The sequence below is a fragment of the Pseudonocardia oceanicola genome (assembly GCF_047200735.1).
Taxonomy (GTDB): Bacteria; Actinomycetota; Actinomycetes; order Mycobacteriales; family Pseudonocardiaceae; genus Pseudonocardia.
Genome location: NZ_JBJZON010000001.1, coordinates 1 through 23002 on the forward strand (window position 1 = coordinate 1; position 23002 = coordinate 23002).

Genomic DNA, 23002 nt, shown 5'->3' on the forward strand with positions numbered 1-23002 from the left:
TGCGAACGGACAGGCGGAAATCGAGCGTTATGGTTCCATAATGGGTCAGGTGAGGGCGTCGACCGCCGCCTGCGCCACCTGGGTGTCCTGCTCGACCGAACCCGCGCTCACCCCGACGGCGCCGACGACCTCGCCGTCGCGTTCCACCGGGATGCCGCCGCCGAAGATGACGAGCCCACCCGCCAGCTGCTCGAGGCCGTAGAGCTCGGCGCCGGGCTGGACCAGCTCGGTCAACGCGCCGGTGGGCGCGTTCATCAGGATCGACGTGCGCGCCTTGCGCTGCGAGATGTCGATGCTCGCCCGGATCGCGCCGTCCTGGCGCGCGAACGCCAGCAGGTGCCCGCCGGCGTCGACGACGGCGATGTTCATCGGCTGGCCGATCTCGTCGGCCTTCGCCAGGCCGGCCTCGATCGCCTTGCGTGCCTCGGCATAGGTCAGGCCACTCATCATCGGGTCCTCTCTCGCGTCTCGCCCACGGCCCCGTCCGGCCCGCCGGGAACCCCTCCACCCAACCCGACGGGACCGGGCGCCGACAGCTCCGCCTTGGGTCAGGTTGCGCCTCGCCCGCGGGTGAGGCCGCACCCCCGCGGAGGGTGAGACTTCGCCGGTCGTTGTCCCCCAAGCCCTTCCGTCGCACCGCGGTGCTGTGGACCGTAGCGCCGGGCCGCACGGGGCGGCCGGGACTCAGGAGGTCCGATGACGGCAGGATCGATCGTGTTGTGGGAGGGCCTGGGCACCGCGGTGCTCATCCTCCTCGGTGTCGGTGTCGTGGCGAACGTGGTGCTGCGGCCGACGCTCGGGACGGGCGGCGGCTGGCTGATGATCACCTTCGGCTGGGGCTTCGCGGTGTTCGCCGGCGCCAGCGTCGCCCAGCCCTCCGGGGCGCACATCAACCCGGCGGTGACCCTCGGGCTCGCGGTGGCGGGCCTGACGCCGTGGTCGATGGTGCCCTTCTACCTGATCGGGCAGTTCGTGGGCGCGTTCGTGGGCGCCTGTGTCGGCTGGCTCGCCTACAAGGCGAACTTCGACAAGAACGTCGAGGAGGACGCCGAGGGCAACCGCGGCACCCGCGGGATCTTCTGCACCGGGCCGGTGGTCGCCCGGTCCGGCTGGAACGTGATCACCGAGCTCGTCGCGACCTTCGTCCTGGTCTTCTGGATCCTCACCAACCCGGCCGCCCAGGCACCCGACGGAGCGGGCGTGCCCCAGTTCGGCAACGGCGCGCTGGGCTACGCGGCGGTCGCGTTCGTGGTCATCGGGCTGGGCTGCTCGCTCGGCGGGCCCACGGGGTACGCGATCAACCCGGCCCGTGACCTGGGCCCGCGACTGGCCTACGCCCTGCTGCCGATCAGGGGCAAGGGCAGCGCGGAGTGGGGATACTCCTGGGTCCCGATCGTCGGCCCGGTGCTCGGTGCGGTCCTGGCCGGCCTGCTCGGCCTGGCGGTGTCGTGACCTCTCCGGCAGGGCAGCCGCCGTTCGGGTTGGTCCGGACGGAGAGGCTTTCCGCTCCCTGCGCACCTGCGCAACGGTGGGTCGGCGGCGCGGGTGCCGCGGCCGACCGGCTGTGCCCCGCTGCCCGCGTCCCCGCGAACGACGAGAGGTGATGCGCGTGTCCGCTCCAGCTTCCGGGTCCGGTCCCGACCTCGGGCCCGCCGACTACCCGCTCTCGGTCAACCGTCAGGACCTCCTGCGCACCCCGACGGGCAAGCCGATCACCGCCCTGACGATGAACGCCGTCGTCACCGGCGAGATCACCGCCGAGGACCTGCGGATCGCACCCGAGACGCTCCAGCTGCAGGCCACCCTCGCCGAGTCGGTGCACCGCCGGCAGCTCGCCGCCAACTTCCGGCGCGCGGCCGAGCTCACCGCGGTGCCCGACGCCGAGGTCCTGGCGATGTACAACGCGCTCCGCCCGCGCGCCTCGAGCAAGGCGCAGTTGCTGGAGATCGCCGAGAACCTGGAGAGCAAGTACCAGGCCACCGTGTGCGGTGCCCTGGTCCGCGAGGCCGCCGAGGTCTACGAGCGCCGCGACCTGCTGGCCCGCGGGGAGGAGGACTGATGTCGACGACCGAACGGCGCAGCAGGCGCACCGAGGTCCTGGAGGACCGCCCCGTCAACCTCGACGGGTTCGTGGAGGAGTGGCCCGAGAAGGGCCTCGTCGCGATGGAGTCGGACTTCGACCCGGCGCCGAGCGTGCGGGTCGAGGGCGGGAAGATCGTCGAGCTCGACGGCCGCGCCCGCGCCGACTTCGACTTCATGGACACCTTCATCGCCGACCACGCGATCGACGTGGGGACGGCGGAGGAGGTCAACGCGATCCCGTCGGTCGAGATCGCGCGGATGCTCGTCGACCCGCGGACCTCGCGCGACGAGGTGGCGACGATCGGCCGTGGGCTGACCCCGGCCAAGATCCTCGACGTCGTCAAGCTGATGAACGTCGTCGAGATCATGATGGCGATGCAGAAGATGCGGGCTCGCCGCACACCTGCCAACCAGGCGCACTCCACCAGCGCCAAGGACAACCCGATCCAGGTCGCGGCCGATGCCGCCGAGGGCGCGCTGCGCGGCTTCGCCGAGCTGGAGACCACCCTCGGCGTGGTCCGTTACGCCCCGCTGGTCGCGATCGCGCTGCAGGTCGGCGGGCAGGTCGGGCGGGGCGGCGTGCTCACCCAGTGCGCGCTCGAGGAGGCGACCGAGCTCGAGCTCGGCATGCGCGGCATCACCGCCTACGCCGAGACGATCTCGGTCTACGGCACCGAGTCCGTGTTCGTCGACGGCGACGACACCCCGTGGTCCAAGGCCTTCCTGGCCAGTGCGTACGCCTCGCGCGGGATCAAGATGCGGTTCACCTCGGGCACGGGCTCGGAGGTGCAGATGGGCAACGCCGAGGGGCGGTCCATGCTGTACCTGGAGATCCGCTGCATCCTCATGGCCAAGGGGGCCGGGGTGCAGGGCCTGCAGAACGGCTCCATCTCCTGCATCGGCGTCCCCGGCGCGGTCCCCGGCGGGATCCGCGCGGTGGCCGCCGAGAACCTGATCGCGAGCTGGATGGACCTGGAGTGCGCCTCCGGCAACGACCAGTCCTTCTCGCACTCGGCCATGCGCCGCACCGCGCGCCTGCTCCCGCAGATGCTGCCGGGCACGGACTTCGTGTGCTCCGGCTACTCGGCGGTGCCGAACCCGGACAACATGTTCGCGGGCTCCAACCTCGACACCGACGACTACGACGACTGGAACACGATCCAGCGCGACCTCCAGGTCGACGGCGGGCTGCGGCACGTCCGGGAGCCCGAGATCCTGCAGGTCCGGGAGAAGGCGGCGCGCGCGCTGCAGGCCGTGTTCGCCGAGCTCGACCTGCCCCGGATCACCGACGAGGAGGTCGAGGCGGCCGTCTACGCGCACGGCAGCGAGGACTACCCCGAGCGCGACGTGCTGGAGGACCTCAAGGGCGCGCAGTCGGTCATGGACCGCGGCGTCACCGGCCTCGACCTGGTGAAGGCGCTGGAGCGCAGCGGCTTCCACGACGTCGCCGAGAACCTGCTGACGGTGCTGCGCCAGCGCGTCTCGGGCGACCTGCTGCAGACCTCGGCGGTCCTCACCGACGACTTCGTCCCGCTGTCGGCGATCAACGACGCCAACGACTACGGCGGCCCGGGCTCCGGCTACCGCCTCCAGGGCGAGCGGTGGGAGCAGCTCAAGAAGCTGCGCCACGTGACGAGCGCCGAGAACCCCGAGACGGAGGTGTCGTGATGACCGCACCCACCGCTGCACCGACGTCGCAGCGCACGCTCACGCTGAACGAGGTCGGCCCGGCCGCGCGGGCGTCGCGGCCGGACGAGGTGGTCGTCGCCGTGTCGCCGGCCTTCGCGGACCCGTTCACCAAGACCATCGTCGACGTGCCGCACGCCGAGGTGATCCGCCAGATCCTCGCCGGCATCGAGGAGCAGGGCGTGCACGCCCGGCTGGTCAAGGTGTGGGACACCGCGGACCTCGCGGCGGTCGCGCACACCGGCGCCCGCCTGTCCGGCTCCGGCATCTCGATCGGCCTGCTGTCCCGGGGCACCGCGATGATCCACCAGCGGGACCTGCCGCGGCTGTCGAACCTGGAGCTGTTCCCGCAGTCACCGCTGCTCGACGCCGAGGTGTTCCGCCGGATCGGGGCCAACGCCGCCCAGTACGCCAAGGGCGAGTCGCCGGCCCCGGTGCCGACCCGCAACGACCAGATGGCGCGGCCGCGCTGGCAGGCCAAGGCCGCGTTGCTGCACCTCAAGGAGTACGAGTGCATCGTGGCGGGCCGGAAGCCGGTGGAGGTCGAGCCGGTGATCTCCCGCCGGTGAGCTCGCGAGCCGGCCGGACGACACCGGGCACGACGCGGCGGCTGGTCGTCGGCGTCGACATCGGCAACTCCACGACCGAGGCGAGTGTGGCCGCCGTGTCCGGGGACTCCGTCGAGTACCTGGGTACGGCGCTCACCCACACGACCGGGGTCAAGGGCACGCCGGAGAACACGGACGGGGCGGTGTCGGCGGTCCGGCGTGCGCTGGACCGGGCCGGCCGCACCGAGTCCGAGGTCGGGACCGTCCTGCTCAACGAGGCCACGCCGGTCATCTCCGGCCTGGCCATGGAGACGATCTCCGAGACGATCATCACCGAGTCGACGATGATCGGGCACAACCCCGCCACACCGGGCGGGGAGGGACTCGGGGTCGGCACCACGGTGGCGATCGACGCGCTGGCCGGCGCGTCCGGCCCGACGATCGCGGTCGTCGGGGCGGGCTGGGACTTCGACGACGTCGCGACCGAGCTCAACGAGGCAGCGGACCGCGGGCTGCAGATCGTGGCCGCGGTGCTGGCGCACGACGACGCCGTGCTCGTCGTCAACCGGCTCCGGGCCCCGATCCCGGTCGTCGACGAGGTCGGCGCGGTGGAGAAGGTGCCGCTCGGCATGCGCGCGGCCGTGGAGGTCGCGGCACCGGGACGGACCATCCGGACGCTCTCGGACTCCTACGGGCTGGCGTCGGTGTTCGAGCTCGACCCCGACCAGACCCGGCAGGTCTCGCCGGTGGCGCGGGCGCTGACCGGGAACCGGTCCGCCGTGGTCGTCCGGACTCCCAGCGGTGACGTGACCGACCGGCGGATCCCGGTCGGCACGCTCACCCTGTCCGGGGCGGGCAAGACCCTGCAGGTCGACGTCGACGCGGGCGCCGAGGCGATCATGGAGGTGCTCGGCCGGGTCCAGCCGCTCGACGACGCGACCGGCGAGGCCGGTACGCACGTCGGCGGGATGCTCGCGCAGGTCCGCGACACGATGACGGACGTGACCGGGCAACCGGCGGCGGAGATCCGGATCCGGGACGTGCTCGCCGTCGACACCTTCGTGCCCAAAGAGGTGCGCGGCGGCCTGGCCGGCGAGGTCGCGCCGGAGAACGCCGTCGCCCTGGCGGCCATGGTGCGCACCAGCCGCAGCCGGATGCAGGTGGTGGCCGACGAGGTCGCCGCCGCGCTGGGCTGCCGGGCCGAGATCGGCGGCGTCGAGGGCGAGATGGCGGTCCGCGGCGCACTGACCACGCCGGGCACGGCGGTGCCGATCGCGGTGCTCGACCTGGGCGGCGGGTCGACCGACGCCGCGCTGCTCGACCGCGACGGCGTCAGCTCGGCCGTGCACGTCGCCGGGGCGGGGGAGCTGGTCACCAAGCTGATCGACTCCGAGCTGGCGCTCGACGACCGGGAACAGGCCGAGGCCGTCAAGCGGTACCCGCTGGCGAAGGTGGAGAGCTTCTTCCACGTCCGGCACGAGGACGGGACGGTGCAGTTCTTCCCCGAGCCGCTGCCGTCCCACGTGTTCGCCCGGGTGGTCACGATGACCCCCGAGGGCCCCGCGCCGGTCGCGACCCGGCACTCCGTCGACCACGTCCGGCGGGTGCGCCGGGAGGCCAAGCGGAAGGTGTTCGCGGTCAACGCGGTCCGGGCGCTCAAGCAGGTGGCGCCCGGCGGCAGCCTGCGGATGCTGGACTTCGTGGTGCTGCTCGGCGGCTCGGCGCTGGACTTCGAGATCCCCGACCTGATCGCCGACGCCCTCGCCGGCTACGGCGTGGTCTGCGGGATCGGGAACGTCCATGGCAGCGAGGGGCCGCGCAACGCGGTCGCCTCGGGGCTGGTCGACGCGCACGTGGCGGGCTCGTGACCGAGAAGCCCGTGATCGTCCTGCGGTACGCCGGGTCCCCGGACCCGGCGGTGCTGCGGGAGGTGTGCGCGGGGGCGGAGGAGGAGGGCGTGCCGACCCGGGTGGAGGAGGGCCGCGCGACCGACCTGCTCACCCTGGCGCACGGGGCCGCGCTCGAGTCGCCCCTGGAGACCGGGGTCGGCATCGACGCGTCCGGCGGCGTGGTGGTGCACCATGCGTCCCTGCCGCCGGAGGAGCCGGTGCAGCGGGTCGAGGCGGGCTCCCCGCGCCCCGACCTGCGCATCGCCGGCCGCACCGCGGCCCGGATCGTGAAGGTCCTGCCCCTCTCCTAGTCGCCCCCGGTGAGCGAACGGCGCTCTCGTCCATACCTGGTGAGCGACCGTGCCGCCCGTGCATTCGACAGCGCGCCGTGGGCCAACTGAGCGAAGGGCGCTCTCGTTCATGTCTCGTGAGCGAAAGTGCCGTTCACTCACGTCGGGGTGGGGTGGGCCGCCGTGTGGGTGTTCACCATAGGTGGACGCCGTCTAGGATGGTCAACGTGAGCCGGCCGAGCCCCGCGCGTTGGGAACCCGTCGTCGACGCGATCGGTCCCAAGGTGCGCGCCGCCCGTACCCGGCTCGGGCTGTCGCTGCAGCAGCTCGCGGCCCGCGCGGACGTCTCGGCCGCGGCGGTGCACAAGGTCGAGCGCGGGGACATGGTCCCGACCATCACCACGCTGCTCAAGCTGGCCGGCGCGCTCGGACAACCGGTGTCGGCATTCGTCGACGACAGCGGGCTCGAGCCGCCGGCCGCCGTGCACGTGCGGTCCTCGGAGCGGCTGCCCGCTCCGGCCGACTGGGCGCCCGGAGCGCTCGGCGTCGCGGTGGAGGGGCTCGCGGCTCCCACGGATGCGCTGCGGGCGGCGGCGGTGGAGGTCGTGGTCGAGCCGGGCGGCGAGAGCGGCGACACCAGGCCGCGCCGGCCCGGCGAGGAGCTGGTGCTGGTCCGGGAGGGCACGCTGTCGGTGCAGGTCGCGGGGGAGACGTACGAGGTGGAGGCCGGGGACGTGCTGCACTACCCCACGGACCGGGGGCACACCTGGCGCAACGCCGGCGATGTCCCGGTGCGCGCGGTCTGGGTGACGCTGCGGTGACCGCGCCGGTGCCCGAGACGCTCGCGGAGATCGCCGCCGCCTGCCTGGCCAACCCGGGCCTCGCCGCGAAGGCCGAGATCGCGCTGGTCGGCGAGGTGTTGGGCGGCACGGACTGGCAGCGCGGGCCGGGCGACGACGGCGCCGTGGTGACCGCGCACGGCGGGGCCGTGGTCGCGTGCGGCGAGGCGTTGTTCCCCCCGTTCGTGGCCGCCGACCCGCACGGTGCCGGGTTCGCGGCCGTCCTGACCAACGTCAACGACGTCGCGGCGATGGGCGGGACGCCGCTCGGGATCGTCGACACGGTGGTGGCGTCGGAGGACGTCGCGCGCAAGGCGCTGGCCGGGATGCGCGAGGCCGCGGAGCTCTACGACGTCCCGATCGTCGGCGGGCACCTCACGCTGCACGAGGGGGACCCGGCGATCTCCGCCTTCGCCGTCGGCGCGACGGCGTCGCCGCTCTCGGTGACCCGCGCCGCGCCCGGGCAGTCCCTGGTCGTGGCCGCCGCGCTCGACGGCCGGATGCGCCAGGACTTCCCGTTCTTCCCGGCCTTCGAGTCGCGCGGGCGGCGCAGCGCCGGCGACGTCCGGCTGCTCGGCACGCTCGCCGAGCAGGGCGTCGTGGTGGCGGCGAAGGACATCAGCATGGCCGGGCTCGTCGGTTCGCTGGCGATGCTGCTGGAGCCGGGGCGGCTCGGGGTGACCGTCGACGTCGCGGCCGTGCCGGCGCCGGGCGGGGTGCCGCTGGTGCGCTGGTTCACCTGCTTCCCGAGCTTCGGCTTCCTGCTCTGCGTGCCCGCCGGACGCGAGGCGGAGTGCCTGGCCGCCTTCGCCGAGCGGGACCTGGCGGCGGCCGTCGTGGGCACGCTCGACGCCTCCGCCACCCTCGCCCTCGCCCGGGACGACGAGCGGGTGGAGGTTCTCGACCTCCGTTCCACCGCGATCACCGGCCTCCCCCGCTGACCCTTCCTCCCGCCGCGCGGAAGCGCAGAGCGCGACTGGGGGACGCTGCGAGTGCGACTCGCGGGAGCCCGGAGCGCGACTCGCGGAAGGTGCACACCTCGTCCCGCGAGTCGGGGTGTGCGCTTCGGTGAGTCGGGGTGTGGGCTCCCGCGAGTCGGGGTGTGGGCTCCCGCGAGTCGCGCTCTGGGTCTCGGTGAGTCGGGGTGTGGGTTTCGGTAAGTCGGGGTGTGGGGCTCCCCGGCTCAGGGGGCGACGCGGAGGTGGCGCGGCGGGGTCGCGGGGACCAGGGTCGGGCAGATCCCGTCACCCGAACCCGGGCCCGAACCCAGGCCCGAACCCAGGCCCGCCCCTACCCCCGCCGACATCCCCACCGCGTTGCCCAGCACCGCGACCGGCGCGCCCGCACGGGTACCGCGCAGCGCCGCATCGGCAGCCAGGGTGAAGATCCGCAGCGCGCGCTCCGGGTCCCGCCAGCGGTGCTTCTCGGCGAACTCCACCCAGCGCGCCGGCGGGATCGTGGTGTCCTCCGGGTACTCCAGCTCCGCCCAGGTCACCGCGGTCTCGAACAGCTCGACGATCGCGTCCGGGTCGGTCTCGACGTCGAGCAGCCGGTCGTGGTGGACCCACCGCGGCCGGTCCGCACGGCATTCGGCCGGGCAGGCGAGCCGCGCCGGGCCGGGGATCTGCTCACGTGCGGGCTGCTGGGGCACGGCGGGCCTCCGATCCGGCGGGCGCTGGGGACTGCCCCCAGTTCTAGATCCCGCCCGGCACCCGGTGATGTCCGAGCTGTTTCATCCGGATGAAGGCGCCCGCGACCCGACCACCGGAGTCGCTGCCGCTGGCGACGCGCGTCGGTGCGGATCCCGGTCGCGGCCGGGCCGGGATCAGCCGAAGAACACCTCCGCCTCGGCGTAGAGCGCCGGGTCGACCGTCTTGAGCTGCTTGGTCGCCTCCAGCAGCGGCACCATCCTGATCTCGGTGCCACGCAGGGCCGTCATCATGCCCCACTCACCGGCCTCGACGGCGTCGATCGCGTGCAGGCCGAAGCGGGTGGCGAGCCAGCGGTCCCGAGCCGTGGGCGTGCCGCCGCGCTGGACGTGCCCGAGCACCGTGGTGCGGGCCTCCTTGCCCGTGCGGCGCTCGATCTCGTGCGCCAGCCAGTCGCCGACGCCGCCGAGCCGCGCGTGCCCGAACGCGTCCGTCTGCCCGCTCTGCAGCACCTCGGCGCCGCCGACCGGCGTCGCGCCCTCGGCCACCACGATGATCGAGGCGTAGCGGTCCCGGAACCGGCTCTCCACCCACGCCTCGACGCGGTCGACGTCGAACGGCTGCTCGGGGATGAGGATCCCGTTGGCCCCGCCCGCCATGCCCGCGTGCAGCGCGATCCACCCCGCGTGCCGCCCCATGACCTCGACGATCAGGACGCGGTGGTGCGACTCGGCGGTGGTGTGCAGCCGGTCGATCGCCTCCATGGCGATGGAGACCGCGGTGTCGAAGCCGAACGTGTAGTCGGTGCCGCCCAGGTCGTTGTCGATGGTCTTGGGCACCCCGACGACCCGGACCCCCTCGTCGTGCAGCTTGGCCGCGACGCCGAGGGTGTCCTCACCACCGATCGCGACGAGCGCGTCGACGCCCTGCCCCTCGAGGGTGCGGCGGATCCGGGCGACGCCGTCGTCGACCGCGAAGGGGTTGGTGCGCGAGGAGCCGAGGATCGTGCCGCCCCGGGGGAGCAGGCCGCGGACGTCCGGCACGCCGAGCGGCCGGACCCAGTCGGCACCGCCCTCCAGGACGCCGCGCCAGCCGTCGCGGAACCCGACGAACTCGTGACCGTAGGCCGCCGCGCCCTTGCGGACGATCGCCCGCAGCACCGCGTTCAGCCCGGGGCAGTCGCCGCCGCCGGTCAGGACCCCGACACGCATCGCGCGCCTCCGTTCTCCATCGATGCAGAACCGCCGCGATGTTACCGTTGTCACAGGCAGCCTGAAGGGTGGGTCCGGGGCGCCGGGCCGGACCTGCGGGTTCGAGCGCGGGGACCAGGGGTACCGATGGGCATGAGCACGACGAACGCCGTCTCCGCCGATCCGGCCGCCCTGTCCGTCGACTCCGCCCACTCCCGCCCGGAGGGCGCCTCCGACGAGCTCGTCGAGGCGGCCGGGAAGTTCTCCGAGATGCTGGAGCGGATCGAGCGGGCCCGCGGCGCCCTCTACGAGTTCCACCAGCTCATGGGCGGCGCCGACGCGATGCTCGACGACGTCGTGGACAAGCTGCGCGCCTGCGGGCAGCACGAGTGGGCCGAGCGCATCGGGACCGAGCTGGTCGGGCGCAACGCGATCGAGGGCCGCTGGACATTCCAGATCGTCGAGGACTTCGACGACAACTACTACAGCCCGCTCAAGGACACCGAGCGCGCGCTGCGGGACGACCTGATGCAGGGCCGCCGGCACGTCTTCGAGGCCGAGATGAAGCAGAGCCGCCGGACCCACGGCCACCCCCACCACACCGCCACCCCGGACAGCGTGGACTGATCTCACATCGGGGTCTCGCCGTTCCGCACGAACGGCACTGTCGTGCGGTAGGTCCGCACAAGAGTGCCGTTCGTGCAGGTCGGGTGCCGGAGTGCAGGTCGGGTGCCGGAGAAGGCTCAGCTGCAGAGGTCGGGGTCGAACTCGCCCGAGCCCGCGGAGCGCTCGAACGAGATGTGCACGTGGTCGAAGTGGTTCTCGGTCGCGTTGCCCCGGTTCTCCATGCGCTCCCAGCCGTCGCCGTAGTTGATCCGCTGTTCCCAGATCACGTACGAGATGCCGAGCGCCCCGCGGTTGGCGAGGGCGCAGGCGGCGATCCGGTCGCCGTGGGCGCCGGTCGTCATGAGGTCGAGGGCGCGGCCGTCGGGGTGGTCGGAGACGCGGCCGCGCTGGGCGACACCGATGAGGTCGGGCCGGTCGTAGAGGCAGGAGAGCACTCGGGCGGCGTCGCGGACCCACGGCTCGACCGCACCGAGACCGGACAGATCGACGTCGCAGTTCATCCGGGCCTCGCGGGCCAGCCGTTCCTCCTCGGCCCGGCGGGCGGCCTCGTTGAGCCCCGCGGACTTCAGCAGGTTCTCGGCGGCGCTCGGCCCGGGCGGGTCGGCCTCGCGGCGGACCGGCAGGACGCTCGCCGCCAGCGCGGCGCCGTCCGTGGCGAGCAGCCCGTCGTCGACGACGTCGGACGAGGCGACGTCGGACGAGGCGACGTCGGAGGACGCCAGCCCCACCTCGGTCGACTCCACCGCGGACGGGACCACGTCCAGCAGCGAGGCCGCCGGCGCCACCACGGACAGCGCACCGCCCGTGACCGCGGCGGCGGTGGCGCCGCGGCGCAGCGCCCGACGACGGGTGGGGGGTGGCGGGGCGCCGGCGCCCGCGAGCAGCCGGCGTACGTCGACCGTCCCGCGGCCGGGCGCGCCCGCGGCGGGGGAGCGGTGCCGCGACACGTCCTGCCTTCTCGGTGCGAGGCCCGGCCGGACCGCCGGCGTGGGGGACACCGGGCGGAGGGTCTCCGGGTCCGTCGGGGAGCCGGGCCGTCGCGTCGTGTCCGAAATGTAGCGGAGCGGTCACGAAGAGGCCTGGAGCGATGACTCACCGTGAGATGTGCGTACCGACGCGCGCGGCGAGCGGTCGGCTCACCCGTCGAGCGCGACGACGTCCGCGAGCACCGACGACGGGGTGGGGCGGCGCTCCGGTCCCGGGCTGTCGTGCACCACGAGCAGCCGGGCGGGCCCGGTGCCGGGGAGCAGCGCGACGCCCTCGGCGTGGTCCTCGCCCTGCCCGTGCGGCAGCTCGCCGAGCGGTGTCAGCCGGTCGCGGCGGACGAGCAGGTCCGCGTCGGCGGTCGCCGCGTCGCGCCACCGGTACAGCCGCACCGGCCCGGACAGGGCCATGCTCGGTCCGGCGAGGACGAGCAGGTCGTCGCCGTGCGGGCAGAGGTCCCGCACCCCGAGCCCGCCCAGGTCGAGCAGGTGGGTGCGGTATCGCGCACCGCCGGGGAAGGGGCCGAGGACCAGCCGGCCGTCGTCGGTGGGGTCCGGCTGCGGCAGGAGCTCGAGGACCACCGCCCAGCCGCGCAGCACCGGGCCCCGCAGCCCCACGTAGACGGACTCGCCGTGCACGGCCAGGCCCTCGACGTCGAACCCGTTGTCCTTGCCCGGAACCCGCAGGAAGGGGCCGAGCCGCGGATCGTCGGCGAGCAGGTCCGCCAGCCCGACGGCGCCGGGCGCGCCGACGAGCGCCGAGCAGACGCCCGCGGCGGTGCGGAGCACCAGCTCGGGCGCGCCCTCGGTGTAGGTCTCGACGGCGAGCCGCGCCAGGACGTACCGGTTCTCCTCGCGGCGGACCTTGGCCAGCCGCTTCAGTGCCTTGCCGACGTCGTCACCGGGCCGGACCCGGCGTCGCTTGAGGCTGTGCGAGCCGATCGCCCAGAGGAAGCCGCCGGAGCGGGCCAGCCCCTCGATGTCCGCCTCCTGGTCCGGCGGCCCGGGCAGCCGCACCAGCTCGGCGAGCGGGAACGTGACCGGCTTGTCGGCGACGGCGAGGCCCGCGTCGAGCTCGAGCCGCTCGACGGTCGCGGTCTCGTCGCCGGCGAGCCACACGGTGGACCCCTCGACGCGCACGGCCGAGAGGTTCACGTGGTTGCCCGAGCGGACGGTCTCGCCCGCGAAACGGAGCTCGACCTGTCGTTCGAGCCGGAGGAGACAGTCGCCCATCCCCCAGTTCTACCGCGACCGCGCGGTCGGGGTCAGCAGGTCGCGGGGCGCCCGGAGGGCGCCGACCCCTCGAACGACACGTGGACGTGGTCCCGGTGGTTCGCGGTGGGGCTGCCGCGGTCCTCCATGGCCTCCCACCCGCTGCCGTAGTTGATCCGCTGCTGCCAGATCACGTAGCTGACGCCGAGGGTCTGCATGTTCTGCACCGCGCACTCCGCGATCGCGTCGCCGCTGGACCTGCCCACCATGAAGTCGGCGGCGAGGCCGGACGGATGGTCGGAGGCGTTGCCGCGGCTGCCGACGCCGAGCGTCTGCGGCTCGCCGAACCGGCAGCCCAGGAACTCGACGGCGTCGGCCACCCATGGCTTGACGGCGCCGAGGTGCGCGGTGTCCATGGCGCAGGAGGTGCTGGCGGAGCTCGCCGGCGGCGTCCGGCCCGCAAGCGCCTGCTGCGCGCGCTCCTCGGCCGCCGAGGCCGCGGCGGCGGCCTCCGCCTCCTGCCGCTCGACCTCGGCGGTGACGTGCTCGCCCGCGATCCGGGCGGCGTCGGCCAGCGCCGTCATCTCCACGGCGGGCGCCGCGGGCTGCACCGGGACGGCCGGCACGGCGGCGGAGGCCTCGGGAGCGGTCACGGTCTCGGCGGCGAGCCGTGCCTCGGGGAGCGCGCCGGAGCGGAGGGCGGAGTCCAGGGACCCCGCCGGCGGGGCGGAGTCCAGGGACCCCGCCAGCGGGGCGGCCGCCCCGAGGACGGCGACGACGCCGCCCGCGGCGAGTGCGAGCGCGGACCCGCGACGGACGGGACCGGGGTGGGACCGGACCGCGTCCCCCACCTCTGCGGGACGGCACCGTGGGGAGCTCGGCGCCGGCTGCCGGTGGGGGATCGCGGTGCGGCCTCGTGGGGAGCGATGCCGGGCCACAACGACCTCTCGTGTTCAGCTGTCGGACGACCGGGCCGCGGACGATCGCGACGGGGAGTCGGCCCCACTGGGGAGTGGCGTTCGGGGCGCCCGGGGCCGTTCGTGATCGTTCCGTGATCCGGTCGCGACCGACGCTAGGGTCTTTCGCGCCCACGCACCGGGAGAGGTTGCCCCTGGTGAGGCGATCGGATCATGCGGAGCGACGAACGGCCGGCCGGGTGGCGCCCGTCCCGCCGGGCGGTCGGTGCGTGGTGGCGTTCACAGGTGCACCGCCGCTCGGCGCGCGGTTCGCGACGGTGGCAGGCCGTCTTGCGCCGAACGTCCGGCACCGACCGGTCCGGTCCTGCGGCCGTTCGGCGGATCGCCCTGAGTGGAGCCACTTCGGAGCGGGAACGACACGGGCGAGGTGGTGGCGCGTGCGAGCCTCTGGCCCGAGGAGCTCCGCACGCGCTGCGGGGAACCCCCGGGCGTGCCCGGGAGCTCGGGCCCGGGCCCGTTCGGGGGGGGAACGGGGACGGGCGGGTGTCAGGCGCGGGCGGTGCGGTGCCGGCCGCCGAGCGTTCCGGGCAGGCCGCCGCGCTGGATGTACTCGGCCTCCTCGGCGACCTCGCGGGTGGCGCACGGCCAGACCGCGGCGATGCCCGACGCCTCGCGGCACTCCCGGCAGTACCCGTGCGGATCGGGGGTGTGCTGCGCGAGGGTGCGCTGCAACAGGTCGGGCATTCCGGACAAGATCGACGCAAGCGCCACTGACTGTCACCTCCTGGAACTGTGGCCAGGAAAGTAGTGCTCCGACTACCCGAGGTGACAGCCAGGGTCGTTGCGAACCGGTTAACGGAGGCCTGCTATCGGCGTACGGCCGAGCGGCCCGACGGCGGATCCGTGGGCGGGCGCAACGGTCGCTCGGGGCCCTTGCCGATGCCGCGACCGCGCTTCCCGGGCTCCGGAGCGGGACCACCCGCTCGGGTCGACGCACACCCGCCCGGGGCCGTGCTCCCACTCGTCGTGCGCGTCCCGCCCCCCGATCGAAGGTGCGCGACCGCTCCGGCGGGTATCGACCGATTCGGCGTCGCCGGCCCTCCGGGCCGCTCCGCCCCCTCCGGAGCCGGGTCCGGGGACGCGGCCCGCCACCCGGCCCCCTCCTACCGGCTCACGCCGGGACGGGCACCGTCTTCCCGCGCCGCAGGTTGGCGACCACCGCCAGTTCCTCGGCGAAGCGGCGTCGCCGCAGGACCAGCACCGCCCCGGCCGCCAGGCCACCCGCGGCGCCGGCGGCGGCCAGCGTGAGCACGTCCGACCCGACGGGGCGCAACGCCGCCGCGACCGCCCAGCTCGCCAGCGCGACCGCGACCACCGCCGGCACGTGCTTGACGTACATCCGCAGCACCGCGCCCATCAGATCCTCGGACACCCGCGCGGAGAACCGCAACATCACGAGGAAGTGGGCGAGGATCGCGACGGACGCGCCGATCGCCACGCCGTTCACACCCCACAGCGAGGCGCCGATCGAGCACAGCAGCACGACCTCGCCCGCGTAGAGCCACTGCCGCCACGCCGCCCGGTACACCGCGCCGGTCGCGCGGGTGAGCGAGGTGCTGATCTTGTACGAGGTGCGGGGGAGCAGGACCAGCGCGAAGACCTGGACCGGCAGGATCACCGCGTCCCACTGGCTCCCGAGCAGGACGTGCACGACCTCGGGCGCGAGCACGAACAGCAGCACGGCGGCGGGTGCGGTCACCAGCGCGACGAGCGAGGCCGTGCGGACGTAGGCGTGCCGCAGCCGGACGCCGTCGTCGCGCACCCGGGCCATGGCCGGGAAGAGCGCCTTGTCCGCGGCGCCACCGATCACGTTGGCGGGCTCGGAGAGCAGGTTGTACGCCCGGGTGTAGACGCCGAGCGGGCCGGTGCCCAGCACGGTGGCGACGACCAGGTTGTCGGCGTTGAGGGCGATCCAGTTGCCGAGCTGGGTGAGCGAGTATCCGGAGCCGAAGTTCAGCATCGGGCGCAGCCGCCCCCAGGCCGTCGACGGCGCCTCGACGGCGACGGACGGTCGGGTGAGGGCCAGGTAGCCGACGCACTTGATCAGCGCCGCCGCGATCTCCGCCCAGGCCAGCGCGGCGGCGCCGAAGCCGAGCAGGGCCAGCGCCACCGACACGCCGATGATCCCCGGTCCGGCCGCGAGCAGGTCGACGACGGCCATCGGCCGGAACCGCAGCTCGCGTTGCAGCAGCCCGGTGGGCACCGCGGTGGCTCCGGCCAGCACGAGCGTGACCGACAGCATCCGCAGCAGCACGGAGTCGTCGGGTAGGCCGACCAGCCCGTTCACCGACGGCGCGAACGCGTACAGCGCCCCGGCCATGGCCGCGGAGAGCAGGACCGAGAACCAGAAGGCGGCCGCGACGTCCCGGTCGGTGAGCTCCCGCCGGTGCACCAGCGCCGCGGCCACGCCCAGCTGCGTGACGAGCTGGGTGAGCCCGACGACGAGCAGCGCGGCCGCGACCGAACCGAACTCCTCCGGGGTCAGCAGCCGGGCGAGCACCACGGTCGCCGCGATCTGCAGCACCGCCTGCCCGGCGGACCCGGTGAACGACCAGGCGAACCCGCGCACGGTGCGGGCGGTGAGGCTGGGCCGGCCCGCACGCCCGGGGTCCGGGATCGGTTCGGTGGGGGGTTCCGGCGGCAGGGACATCATCGGCCGCGCATCGCGGGGTGCACGCGGCCGGCGACGGCGAGCCCGGCGTACCACGCGAGCTGGGTGGCCGTGCGGCGCAGGGTCTCCCCACGCCGCGGCTCGGCGAACAGGTCGGCCGGCGGCAGACCGGAGACGGCCGGATGGAACACCGAGTTCCCCACCCCCTTCGTCAGCATCAGGTCCGGCAGGCCGTCACCGACGCGGCGCAGCTCGCGCGGGACCCCGTGGAAGCTCCAGCACTCCGCGAGCGGCGGCACGGGGCCGGGGTAGTCGAGCACGAACTCGAGATCGATCACCTTGAGCCCCGCGTGAGCGTCCCACATGAGGTTGTGGGGGGAGAGATCGAGCACGAACTTGCCGCGGTCGTGCAGGTCGCGGGCGAACCGGGCGAGCCGGCGCACCACGTCCGGCCGCAGCTGGTGCATCTCGGGCACGCCCGACAGCGGGCGCACGAGGTGCCGCCCGACGTCGGTGTAGTAGGGGGTGAGCAGCCAGTTCGGCCCGTGCTCGAGCAGCTCGGGCACCTCGGGCAGGTCGGCGAGCTCGCGGCGGGCCCGCAGCTCGCGCCGGAACGAGTCGAGCGCCCCCGGTCGGAAGATCTTGCAGACCGCGCGGCCGTGCACCGGGTGGTCGACCAGCGCGACCCGCGCCCGGTAGCCGGGGGAGTCCGGCGCCAGCATCCGGACCAGCGGGAAGGGCACGGAGCAGGCCTCGGTCAGCGCCGTGACCCGGGGGAGCAGCCGGGCCTGGACGTCGAGGTCGCCGAGGACCTCCAGGAAGTCCAGCGCCTGCTGCGGCCCGTCCGAGACGTGCAGCGGTTCGTAGTGCTGCTGCGGCGGGAGCATGTGCAGCAGGCGGTGCGTGGTGCGCGCGCGGACCTCGGCGATGCGGTCGGCCATGCTCCGCACGCCCTGCACGACGCCGGCGGGCGGCGCGACGTCGCAGGCGATCACGAAGGTGTGCGGCCCGCCCCCGGGGACCGGCCTGCCGCCGTGGCCCCAGTCCGCCCCGGCCAGCCCGGTCCGCGCGGCGGCGCGCTGCGTGGCGTCGAGTTCGACGACGTCGAGGATCTCCAGGCCGCGCGCGATGCCGGCCACCGCCTCGTCGATCTGGTGCGCGGCCGCCTCCCGGACCACGAACACCGCCAGCCCTCGCCAGGCGGGAGACCCGGCCGCGCGGCGCACGTCGAGGCCCCGCGGCGGCGTGGCCGCGTCCCGTGCGTCGTCGATCGTCATCGGCGTCCCCCCATTCAGCCGAACCGTCCGCCGGACGGGGTGAGCATACGAGTGAGGTGAACTCCCGGTGAAAGAGCCCTGACGCAGCGTGGACCATCACGTGTCCGGCCCCGCCCGCGGGGTGGATCAGTAGACGTCGCGCACGTAACGCCCGTCGGCGACCAGCTGCTTCACGTACGCGGCGGTGCGATCGGGGTCCATCCCCGCGTGCGCGGCGACGACGTCCCGGAGTGCGAGATCCACGTCCTTCGCCATCCGGGTCGCGTCGCCGCAGACGTAGAAGTGCGCGCCCTCGGCCAGCCAGCGCCAGAGCTGGGCGCCGTGCTCGCGCATCCGGTCCTGCACGTAGACCTTGTGCCGCTGGTCGCGGGAGAAGGCGAGGTCGAGCCGGGTCAACGTGCCGTCGGCCCGCATCGCCTCCAGCTCCTCGCGGTAGTAGAAGTCCGTCGCGCTGCGCTGCTCGCCGAAGAACAGCCAGTTCGGCGCGGTGTGCCCGCGGGCCCGACGGTCCTCCAGGAACCCGACGAAGGGGGCCACCCCGGTCCCCGGACCCACCATGATCATCGGGGTGGCCGGATCGGCCGGCGGCCGGAACCGCGGCGACGACCTCACCAGGACCGGTGTGGTCCCCTCGGCGGCCGCGTCGGCGAGGAAGGTGGAACACACCCCGCGCCGGGACCGGCCGTGCCGGCTGGTGAAGCGGACCACCGAGACGGTCAGTGAGACGGCGTCGGGGCTGGTCAGTGGGCTGGTGCAGATCGAGTACTGGCGTGGCTGCAGCGCGCTCAGCGTGTCCACCCACTCCTGCGCCGACGCCCGCACCGGGTACTCCGTGAGGACGTCCGGGGCCTGCCGGTCCCACGTCCAGCGGGCCAGGTCGGTGCCGTGCCCGGCCCGCAACAGCTCCTTGAGCAGGCGGTCCCCGGTCCGCTCGGCGACGAAGCCGAGCAGGGCCGGGGAGATGCGCGTGATGTCGAGGTGCCGGCCCAGGGCCTCGGCGAACGCCATGTCCGCGCCGCGCACCGTCACGGCCTCGTCGGCGGGCAGGGCGGTGAGCTCCAGCCACTCCTCGACCAGGTCCGGGTGGTTGAGCGGCCGGACACCGAGCGAGTCGCCCGCCTCGTAGTCGAAGGTGCCGTCGCCGGCGAGGGTGAACTTCCGGATCTCCTTGGCGGAGCCGGGCAGGCTCAGCAGCCGGGCCTCGCGCAGGGTGGCCCCGACGGCGTCGGGTGCGGGTGCGGGTGCGGCGGCGGCCGGTTCCGGCGGAGCGACGGGCCTGGTGGTGGCCGGGGCGCGCGTGCCGGCGGGGGTCTCGGCCAGCAGGGTCACGACCTGCTCGGTCCACGCCGCCGCCGGGGCCTCGAAGTCCGGGTCGCAGTCCACGCGGTCGAGCAGCCGGGTCCCGCCGAGCTCGGCCAGCCGCGCGTCGACCCGGCGGCCGTGCCCGCAGAACTCGGAGTAGCTCGGGTCGCCGAGCGCGAGCACCGCGAACCGGACGTCCTGCAGGGGCGGGCGGTCGGCCGCCAGATCGGTCCAGAAGTCCGCTCCCACGTCCGGGGAGTCGCCGTCGCCGAAGGTGCTCGTCACCACGAGGAGGTCGGCGTTCGGGGGGAGCGCGTCCGGACAGGTGTCACCCATCGAGAGCAGCCTCGCTCGGCGTCCGGTCGCGGAGAGTCGCGCTGCGACGGCCGAGGCCACGCCCTCCGCGTTGCCGGTCTGGGAGGCCCAGAGGACGAGCAGCGGCCGTCCGTCCTCCGCAGGTCCCGCACCGTCTCCAGGGTCGGTCCCCGCGGTGGATCCGGAGGCCGCAGCGGCGAGTCGCGAGAACGTGCCCGCCAGCATCCCGTTGATCCACGCGGCCGTGTCGGTCGCCACCGGCGCGCCCGCGGGCAGCACCGGCACGCCCGGCGCCCCGCCCCGGTCCACCCCGGCGAGGAACCCCGCGAGGTAGCGCCGCTCCGCGCCGGTCAGCACCGGCGGGGCGAGGTCGAGCCCGAGCGCCCCGCCGACCTCTCGTGAGTGGGAATCGTCGCCGGAGCGGTCCTCCGCACTCACGGCTGCGGGTGCGACCTTCTCCAGCGCCACCGCGCACGCCTTGAGCTCGGGCTGCCGGGAGGCCGGGTCCACCGCGTCGTTGGTCACCGCGTTGACCGCGAGGTCCGCGCCGAACAGGTCGGCCCAGTGGAACGGCGCCCAGCAGGTGCCCGGCCGCATCCGGTCGGTGACCACCGCCGGCAGCACCGCGCGCCCGCGCCGCGAGTCCACGGCGACCCGGTCCCCGTCCGCGATGCCCGCGGCCGCGGCGTCGGCCGGGTTGATCTCGACGACCGGGCCGGGGTTGAGCTTGGTCAGCGCCGCGACCTTGCCGGTCTTGGTCAGCGTGTGCCACTGGTGCTGCACCCGGCCCGTGGTGAGGACCAGGGGGTAGTCGTCGTCGGGCAGCTCGGCCTGCGGCATGTGCGGGCGGGGGAGGAACTGCGCCCGGCCCGACGGCGTGGCGAAGGACAGCCGCCCGTTCTCCGGCCGCCGCCGCTGGCTGACCCCGTCGTTGAGGTAGCGGACCGGGTTGCGCTCCGGCCCGTCCGGCGCGGCGGGCCACTGGACCGGCGTCGCGCGCAGCCGCTCGTACGTCACGCCCCGGAGGTCGTACCCGGTGGCCGGGTTCCAGGCCTGCGTGAGCTCGGCGAACACCTCCTCGGCCGAGGAGTACGTGAAGTGCTCGGCATAGCCCATCTCGCAGGCGACCCGCGCGATGATCTGCCAGTCCGGCAGCGCCTCGCCCGGCGGCGCGACCGCGGGCCGCAGCAGCGTCATGTTCCGCTCGGAGTTGATCATCACGCCCTCGACCTCGGCCCACATGGCCGCCGGGAGCACGACGTCGGCGTAGGGGTTGGTCTCGGTGGCCTCGAAGACGTCCTGGGTCACCACGAAGTCGCAGCGTTCGAGGGCGTCGATCACCACGCCGCGGTTGGCCACGCTCGCCACGGGGTTCGTGCAGACGATCCAGCAGGCCTTGATCTCGCCCTCGGCCATCCGCGCGAACATGTCGATCGTGCCGGTGCCGACGTCGGCGCGGATCGTCCCCTCGGGCACCGCCCACAGCTCCTCGACGAACCGGCGGTCGTCGGCGGACAGGACGGCGCGCTGGCCCGGCAGGCCCGGACCCATGTAGCCCATCTCCCGCCCGCCCATGGCGTTGGGCTGGCCGGTGAGCGAGAAGGGCCCGGAGCCGGTGCGGCAGATCGCCCCGGTGGCGAGGTGCAGGTTGACCAGGGCGTTCGTGTTCCACGTACCGTGCGTGCTCTGGTTGAGCCCCATCGTCCAGCAGCTCGTCCAGTTCGCGGCGCCGCCGATCAGCCGGGCCGCCTCGCGCAGGTCCGCCTCGGGCACGCCGGTGGTCGCGGCAACGGCCTCGGGGGTGTAGTCGGCGAGGAACTCCGACATCGCCTCCCAGCCCTCGGTGAACTCCGCGACGAACTCCTCGTCGACCGCACCCTGCTCGACGAGCAGGTGCAGCAGCCCGTTGAGCAGCGCGAGGTCGGTACCGGGTTCCAGCTGCAGGAACAGGTCGGCCTTCGCGGCCGTGGCCGTCCGGCGGGGGTCGACGACGACGAGCTTCGCGCCCTGCTTGACCCGGTCCATCATCCGCAGGAAGAGGATCGGGTGGCAGTCGGCCATGTTCGCGCCGATCACCAGGAAGACGTCGGCGTGGTCGAGGTCGGCGTAGGAGCCGGGCGGGCCGTCCGAGCCGAGGGACTGCTTGTAGCCGGTGCCCGCGCTGGCCATGCAGAGCCGCGAGTTCGACTCGATCCACTTCGTCCGCCAGAAACCCTTGGCGAGCTTCGTGGCGAGGTACTGGGCCTCGAGGGTCATCTGGCCGGAGACGTAGAGCGACAGCGCGTCCGGCCCGTGCTCGTCGAGGATCTCCCGCAACCGGCGCGCGGTCTCGGTGATCGCGGCGTCGACGGGCGTGGGCTCGGCCTCCGCGCCGCGGTCTGGCCGGCGCAGGGCGGTGCGCAGCCGTCCGTCGGCGACGAGCATCTCGGCGCTGTGCGCGCCCTTGGTGCACAGCCGTCCGGCGTTGGCGGGGTGCTCGACGTCGCCGCGGACCTTGCGGATCCGGGCGGCCCCGTCCGGGCCGGGTTCGAGGTCCAGCACCATGCCGCAGCCGACGCCGCAGTAGGAGCAGACCGTCCGAACGCTGGTGAGCGGGCCGGGGTCCGGTGTGCCCACGCCTGAAGTCCTCCGTGCCGTCGCGCGCTTGTCGATCTTCGCGGGTTCTCGTCACCCGCCCGGTCGACGCTAGGAACGGGGGATTGCCGTCAGGTCAGCACGATCGGTCCGCTGTGTCACATCCCGCTCACGGCCGCGCGCGGGCCGGTGTGCGGCGCAGGTCAGGAGGTGGGCTGGGTCACCCGCACCGCGAGGACGGCCGCGAGCCCGGTGACCTCCAGGGCGCGGGCCGGGTCGCTGCCGTCCGCGACCACCACGGCGAGCTCCGGTCGCCGCGCGACGGCCTCGCTGAGCAGGGCGATCCCGGCGCTGCTGAGCTACGGCACTGCGGTCAGGTCGACGACGAGCGCCCCGCCGGGCCCCCGCGCCGCCGGCAGCAGCTACCGTGCCCGACGACGTCCCCGATCACCAGGGCGACCCGGGTCCGGTCGAGGGGGAGCAGATCGTACCAGTCGCCTCCGGCCCGGGAGTCCTCCGCCGACGGGGTGTACCGGGCCGCGGCGGGGAGCCGGGCCAGGGCGGGCAGCTCGCGGGGCAGCAGGCTGCGCTGCAGCACGGTCGCGACCTCGCGCTCGGCCGCCAGCAGCCGCGCCCGGTGCAGCGCCTGGGCGCACTGGTCGGCCAGCGACTCGGCGGTCGCCCGCTCGGTGGCGCTCGGCACTCTGCCGACCGGCAGGCCGACGGTGAGCAGTCCGGGCCGGTCGGCCGCCTCCAGCGGGAGACACCCGAGCGAGCCGTACCCGCGGCGCGCCAGGGCCTCGCGGGTCCGCTCGTGGCGCCCCGCCCAGCCGTGGCCCGCCGTCCCGTCCTCGAGCAGCCACAGCGGTGCTGTGTCGCGCAGACCCGCGAGCAGCCCGTCCGGGCGCGCGGTCAGCGCACCGCCGTCGGTCAGCCGGTCGTCCTCCCAAC

20 protein-coding genes are annotated in these 23002 nt (G+C 74.4%); 9 read left to right on the forward strand and 11 right to left on the reverse strand.

The features are described from left to right. Positions 1-45: 45 nt before the first annotated feature. Positions 46-450 (reverse strand): GlcG/HbpS family heme-binding protein, encoded by a 405-nt coding sequence (locus ACL02T_RS00005; protein ID WP_412828515.1) that lies wholly within the window; start codon positions 448-450, stop codon positions 46-48. Between the two features lie 246 nt (positions 451-696). On the opposite strand from ACL02T_RS00005, the gene ACL02T_RS00010 reads away from it, so the two are divergent. The 8 genes from ACL02T_RS00010 (at position 697) to ACL02T_RS00045 (ending at position 8275) form a co-directional block, all read left to right on the forward strand. Then, a complete protein-coding gene (locus tag ACL02T_RS00010) occupies positions 697-1452 on the forward strand; it encodes an MIP/aquaporin family protein (protein ID WP_412828516.1) in 756 nt (251 codons plus the stop codon). Between the two features lie 157 nt (positions 1453-1609). Beyond that, positions 1610-2059, forward strand: a complete 450-nt coding sequence (locus tag ACL02T_RS00015; protein WP_412828517.1) for a diol dehydratase small subunit — start codon at positions 1610-1612, stop codon at positions 2057-2059. Continuing rightward, positions 2059-3750, forward strand: coding sequence for a propanediol/glycerol family dehydratase large subunit (locus tag ACL02T_RS00020; protein WP_412828518.1), 1692 nt, complete (start codon positions 2059-2061; stop codon positions 3748-3750). The genes ACL02T_RS00015 and ACL02T_RS00020 overlap by 1 nt, the downstream gene beginning before the upstream one ends. After that, positions 3750-4337, forward strand: coding sequence for a propanediol/glycerol family dehydratase medium subunit (locus ACL02T_RS00025; RefSeq protein ID WP_412828519.1), 588 nt, complete (start codon positions 3750-3752; stop codon positions 4335-4337). Before ACL02T_RS00020 ends, ACL02T_RS00025 begins: the two co-directional genes overlap by 1 nt. Beyond that, positions 4334-6184 (forward strand): diol dehydratase reactivase subunit alpha, encoded by a 1851-nt coding sequence (locus ACL02T_RS00030; RefSeq protein WP_412828520.1) that lies wholly within the window; start codon positions 4334-4336, stop codon positions 6182-6184. Before ACL02T_RS00025 ends, ACL02T_RS00030 begins: the two co-directional genes overlap by 4 nt. Next, complete coding sequence (locus tag ACL02T_RS00035; RefSeq protein WP_412828521.1) at positions 6181-6516, forward strand: glycerol dehydratase reactivase beta/small subunit family protein; 336 nt, start codon at positions 6181-6183, stop codon at positions 6514-6516. The genes ACL02T_RS00030 and ACL02T_RS00035 overlap by 4 nt, the downstream gene beginning before the upstream one ends. A gap of 206 nt (positions 6517-6722) precedes the next feature. Next, positions 6723-7316, forward strand: a complete 594-nt coding sequence (locus ACL02T_RS00040) for a helix-turn-helix domain-containing protein (RefSeq protein WP_412828522.1) — start codon at positions 6723-6725, stop codon at positions 7314-7316. Then, positions 7313-8275 carry an AIR synthase related protein gene (locus tag ACL02T_RS00045; protein ID WP_412828523.1) on the forward strand — a complete coding sequence of 321 codons (963 nt, stop codon included), beginning with the start codon at positions 7313-7315 and terminating at the stop codon, positions 8273-8275. The genes ACL02T_RS00040 and ACL02T_RS00045 overlap by 4 nt, the downstream gene beginning before the upstream one ends. Before the next feature lie 242 nt (positions 8276-8517). On the opposite strand, the gene ACL02T_RS00050 is transcribed toward ACL02T_RS00045, so the two are convergent. Together ACL02T_RS00050 and ACL02T_RS00055 are read right to left on the reverse strand one after the other, a co-directional pair. After that, positions 8518-8985, reverse strand: a complete 468-nt coding sequence (locus tag ACL02T_RS00050; protein WP_412828524.1) for a hypothetical protein — start codon at positions 8983-8985, stop codon at positions 8518-8520. Positions 8986-9159: 174 nt separating this feature from the next. Further along, positions 9160-10194 carry a 6-phosphofructokinase gene (locus ACL02T_RS00055; RefSeq protein ID WP_412828525.1) on the reverse strand — a complete coding sequence of 345 codons (1035 nt, stop codon included), beginning with the start codon at positions 10192-10194 and terminating at the stop codon, positions 9160-9162. Between the two features lie 132 nt (positions 10195-10326). Between ACL02T_RS00055 and ACL02T_RS00060 the strand changes: the two genes are divergently transcribed. After that, positions 10327-10800, forward strand: a complete 474-nt coding sequence (locus ACL02T_RS00060) for a hypothetical protein (protein WP_412828526.1) — start codon at positions 10327-10329, stop codon at positions 10798-10800. A 116-nt stretch (positions 10801-10916) separates the two neighbouring features. On the opposite strand, the gene ACL02T_RS00065 is transcribed toward ACL02T_RS00060, so the two are convergent. From ACL02T_RS00065 to ACL02T_RS00100, 8 genes are all read right to left on the reverse strand, one after another. After that, positions 10917-11798: a VldE C-terminal domain-containing protein gene (locus ACL02T_RS00065; protein ID WP_412828527.1), complete on the reverse strand. Its 882-nt coding sequence runs from the start codon at positions 11796-11798 to the stop codon at positions 10917-10919. A gap of 138 nt (positions 11799-11936) precedes the next feature. Next, a complete protein-coding gene (locus ACL02T_RS00070; protein ID WP_412828528.1) occupies positions 11937-13016 on the reverse strand; it encodes a DUF3616 domain-containing protein in 1080 nt (359 codons plus the stop codon). 32 nt (positions 13017-13048) lie between these two features. After that, positions 13049-13846 carry a VldE C-terminal domain-containing protein gene (locus ACL02T_RS00075; protein WP_412828529.1) on the reverse strand — a complete coding sequence of 266 codons (798 nt, stop codon included), beginning with the start codon at positions 13844-13846 and terminating at the stop codon, positions 13049-13051. 612 nt (positions 13847-14458) lie between these two features. Next, positions 14459-14656 carry a hypothetical protein gene (locus ACL02T_RS00080; RefSeq protein ID WP_412828530.1) on the reverse strand — a complete coding sequence of 66 codons (198 nt, stop codon included), beginning with the start codon at positions 14654-14656 and terminating at the stop codon, positions 14459-14461. Between the two features lie 427 nt (positions 14657-15083). Beyond that, positions 15084-16625 carry a lipopolysaccharide biosynthesis protein gene (locus ACL02T_RS00085; protein WP_412828531.1) on the reverse strand — a complete coding sequence of 514 codons (1542 nt, stop codon included), beginning with the start codon at positions 16623-16625 and terminating at the stop codon, positions 15084-15086. Further along, positions 16622-17860 (reverse strand): hypothetical protein, encoded by a 1239-nt coding sequence (locus ACL02T_RS00090; RefSeq protein WP_412828532.1) that lies wholly within the window; start codon positions 17858-17860, stop codon positions 16622-16624. Before ACL02T_RS00090 ends, ACL02T_RS00085 begins: the two co-directional genes overlap by 4 nt. Before the next feature lie 126 nt (positions 17861-17986). Next, positions 17987-22093: a bifunctional nitrate reductase/sulfite reductase flavoprotein subunit alpha gene (locus ACL02T_RS00095; protein WP_412828533.1), complete on the reverse strand. Its 4107-nt coding sequence runs from the start codon at positions 22091-22093 to the stop codon at positions 17987-17989. Between the two features lie 331 nt (positions 22094-22424). Then, positions 22425-22754 carry a hypothetical protein gene (locus ACL02T_RS00100; protein WP_412829334.1) on the reverse strand — a complete coding sequence of 110 codons (330 nt, stop codon included), beginning with the start codon at positions 22752-22754 and terminating at the stop codon, positions 22425-22427. Positions 22755-23002 lie beyond the last annotated feature (248 nt).

What these genes read in the sequence shown, in the direction of transcription:
- ACL02T_RS00005 (WP_412828515.1), bottom strand. Translation starts at nt 450, where the DNA reads ATGATGAGTGGCCTGACCTATGCCGAGGCACGCAAGGCGATCGAGGCC.
- ACL02T_RS00010 (WP_412828516.1), top strand. Translation starts at nt 697, where the DNA reads ATGACGGCAGGATCGATCGTGTTGTGGGAGGGCCTGGGCACCGCGGTG.
- ACL02T_RS00020 (WP_412828518.1), top strand. Translation starts at nt 2,059, where the DNA reads ATGTCGACGACCGAACGGCGCAGCAGGCGCACCGAGGTCCTGGAGGAC.
- ACL02T_RS00025 (WP_412828519.1), top strand. Translation starts at nt 3,750, where the DNA reads ATGACCGCACCCACCGCTGCACCGACGTCGCAGCGCACGCTCACGCTG.
- ACL02T_RS00055 (WP_412828525.1), bottom strand. Translation starts at nt 10,194, where the DNA reads ATGCGTGTCGGGGTCCTGACCGGCGGCGGCGACTGCCCCGGGCTGAAC.
- ACL02T_RS00060 (WP_412828526.1), top strand. Translation starts at nt 10,327, where the DNA reads ATGAGCACGACGAACGCCGTCTCCGCCGATCCGGCCGCCCTGTCCGTC.
- ACL02T_RS00070 (WP_412828528.1), bottom strand. Translation starts at nt 13,016, where the DNA reads ATGGGCGACTGTCTCCTCCGGCTCGAACGACAGGTCGAGCTCCGTTTC.
- ACL02T_RS00080 (WP_412828530.1), bottom strand. Translation starts at nt 14,656, where the DNA reads ATGCCCGACCTGTTGCAGCGCACCCTCGCGCAGCACACCCCCGATCCG.
- ACL02T_RS00085 (WP_412828531.1), bottom strand. Translation starts at nt 16,625, where the DNA reads ATGATGTCCCTGCCGCCGGAACCCCCCACCGAACCGATCCCGGACCCC.
- ACL02T_RS00090 (WP_412828532.1), bottom strand. Translation starts at nt 17,860, where the DNA reads ATGACGATCGACGACGCACGGGACGCGGCCACGCCGCCGCGGGGCCTC.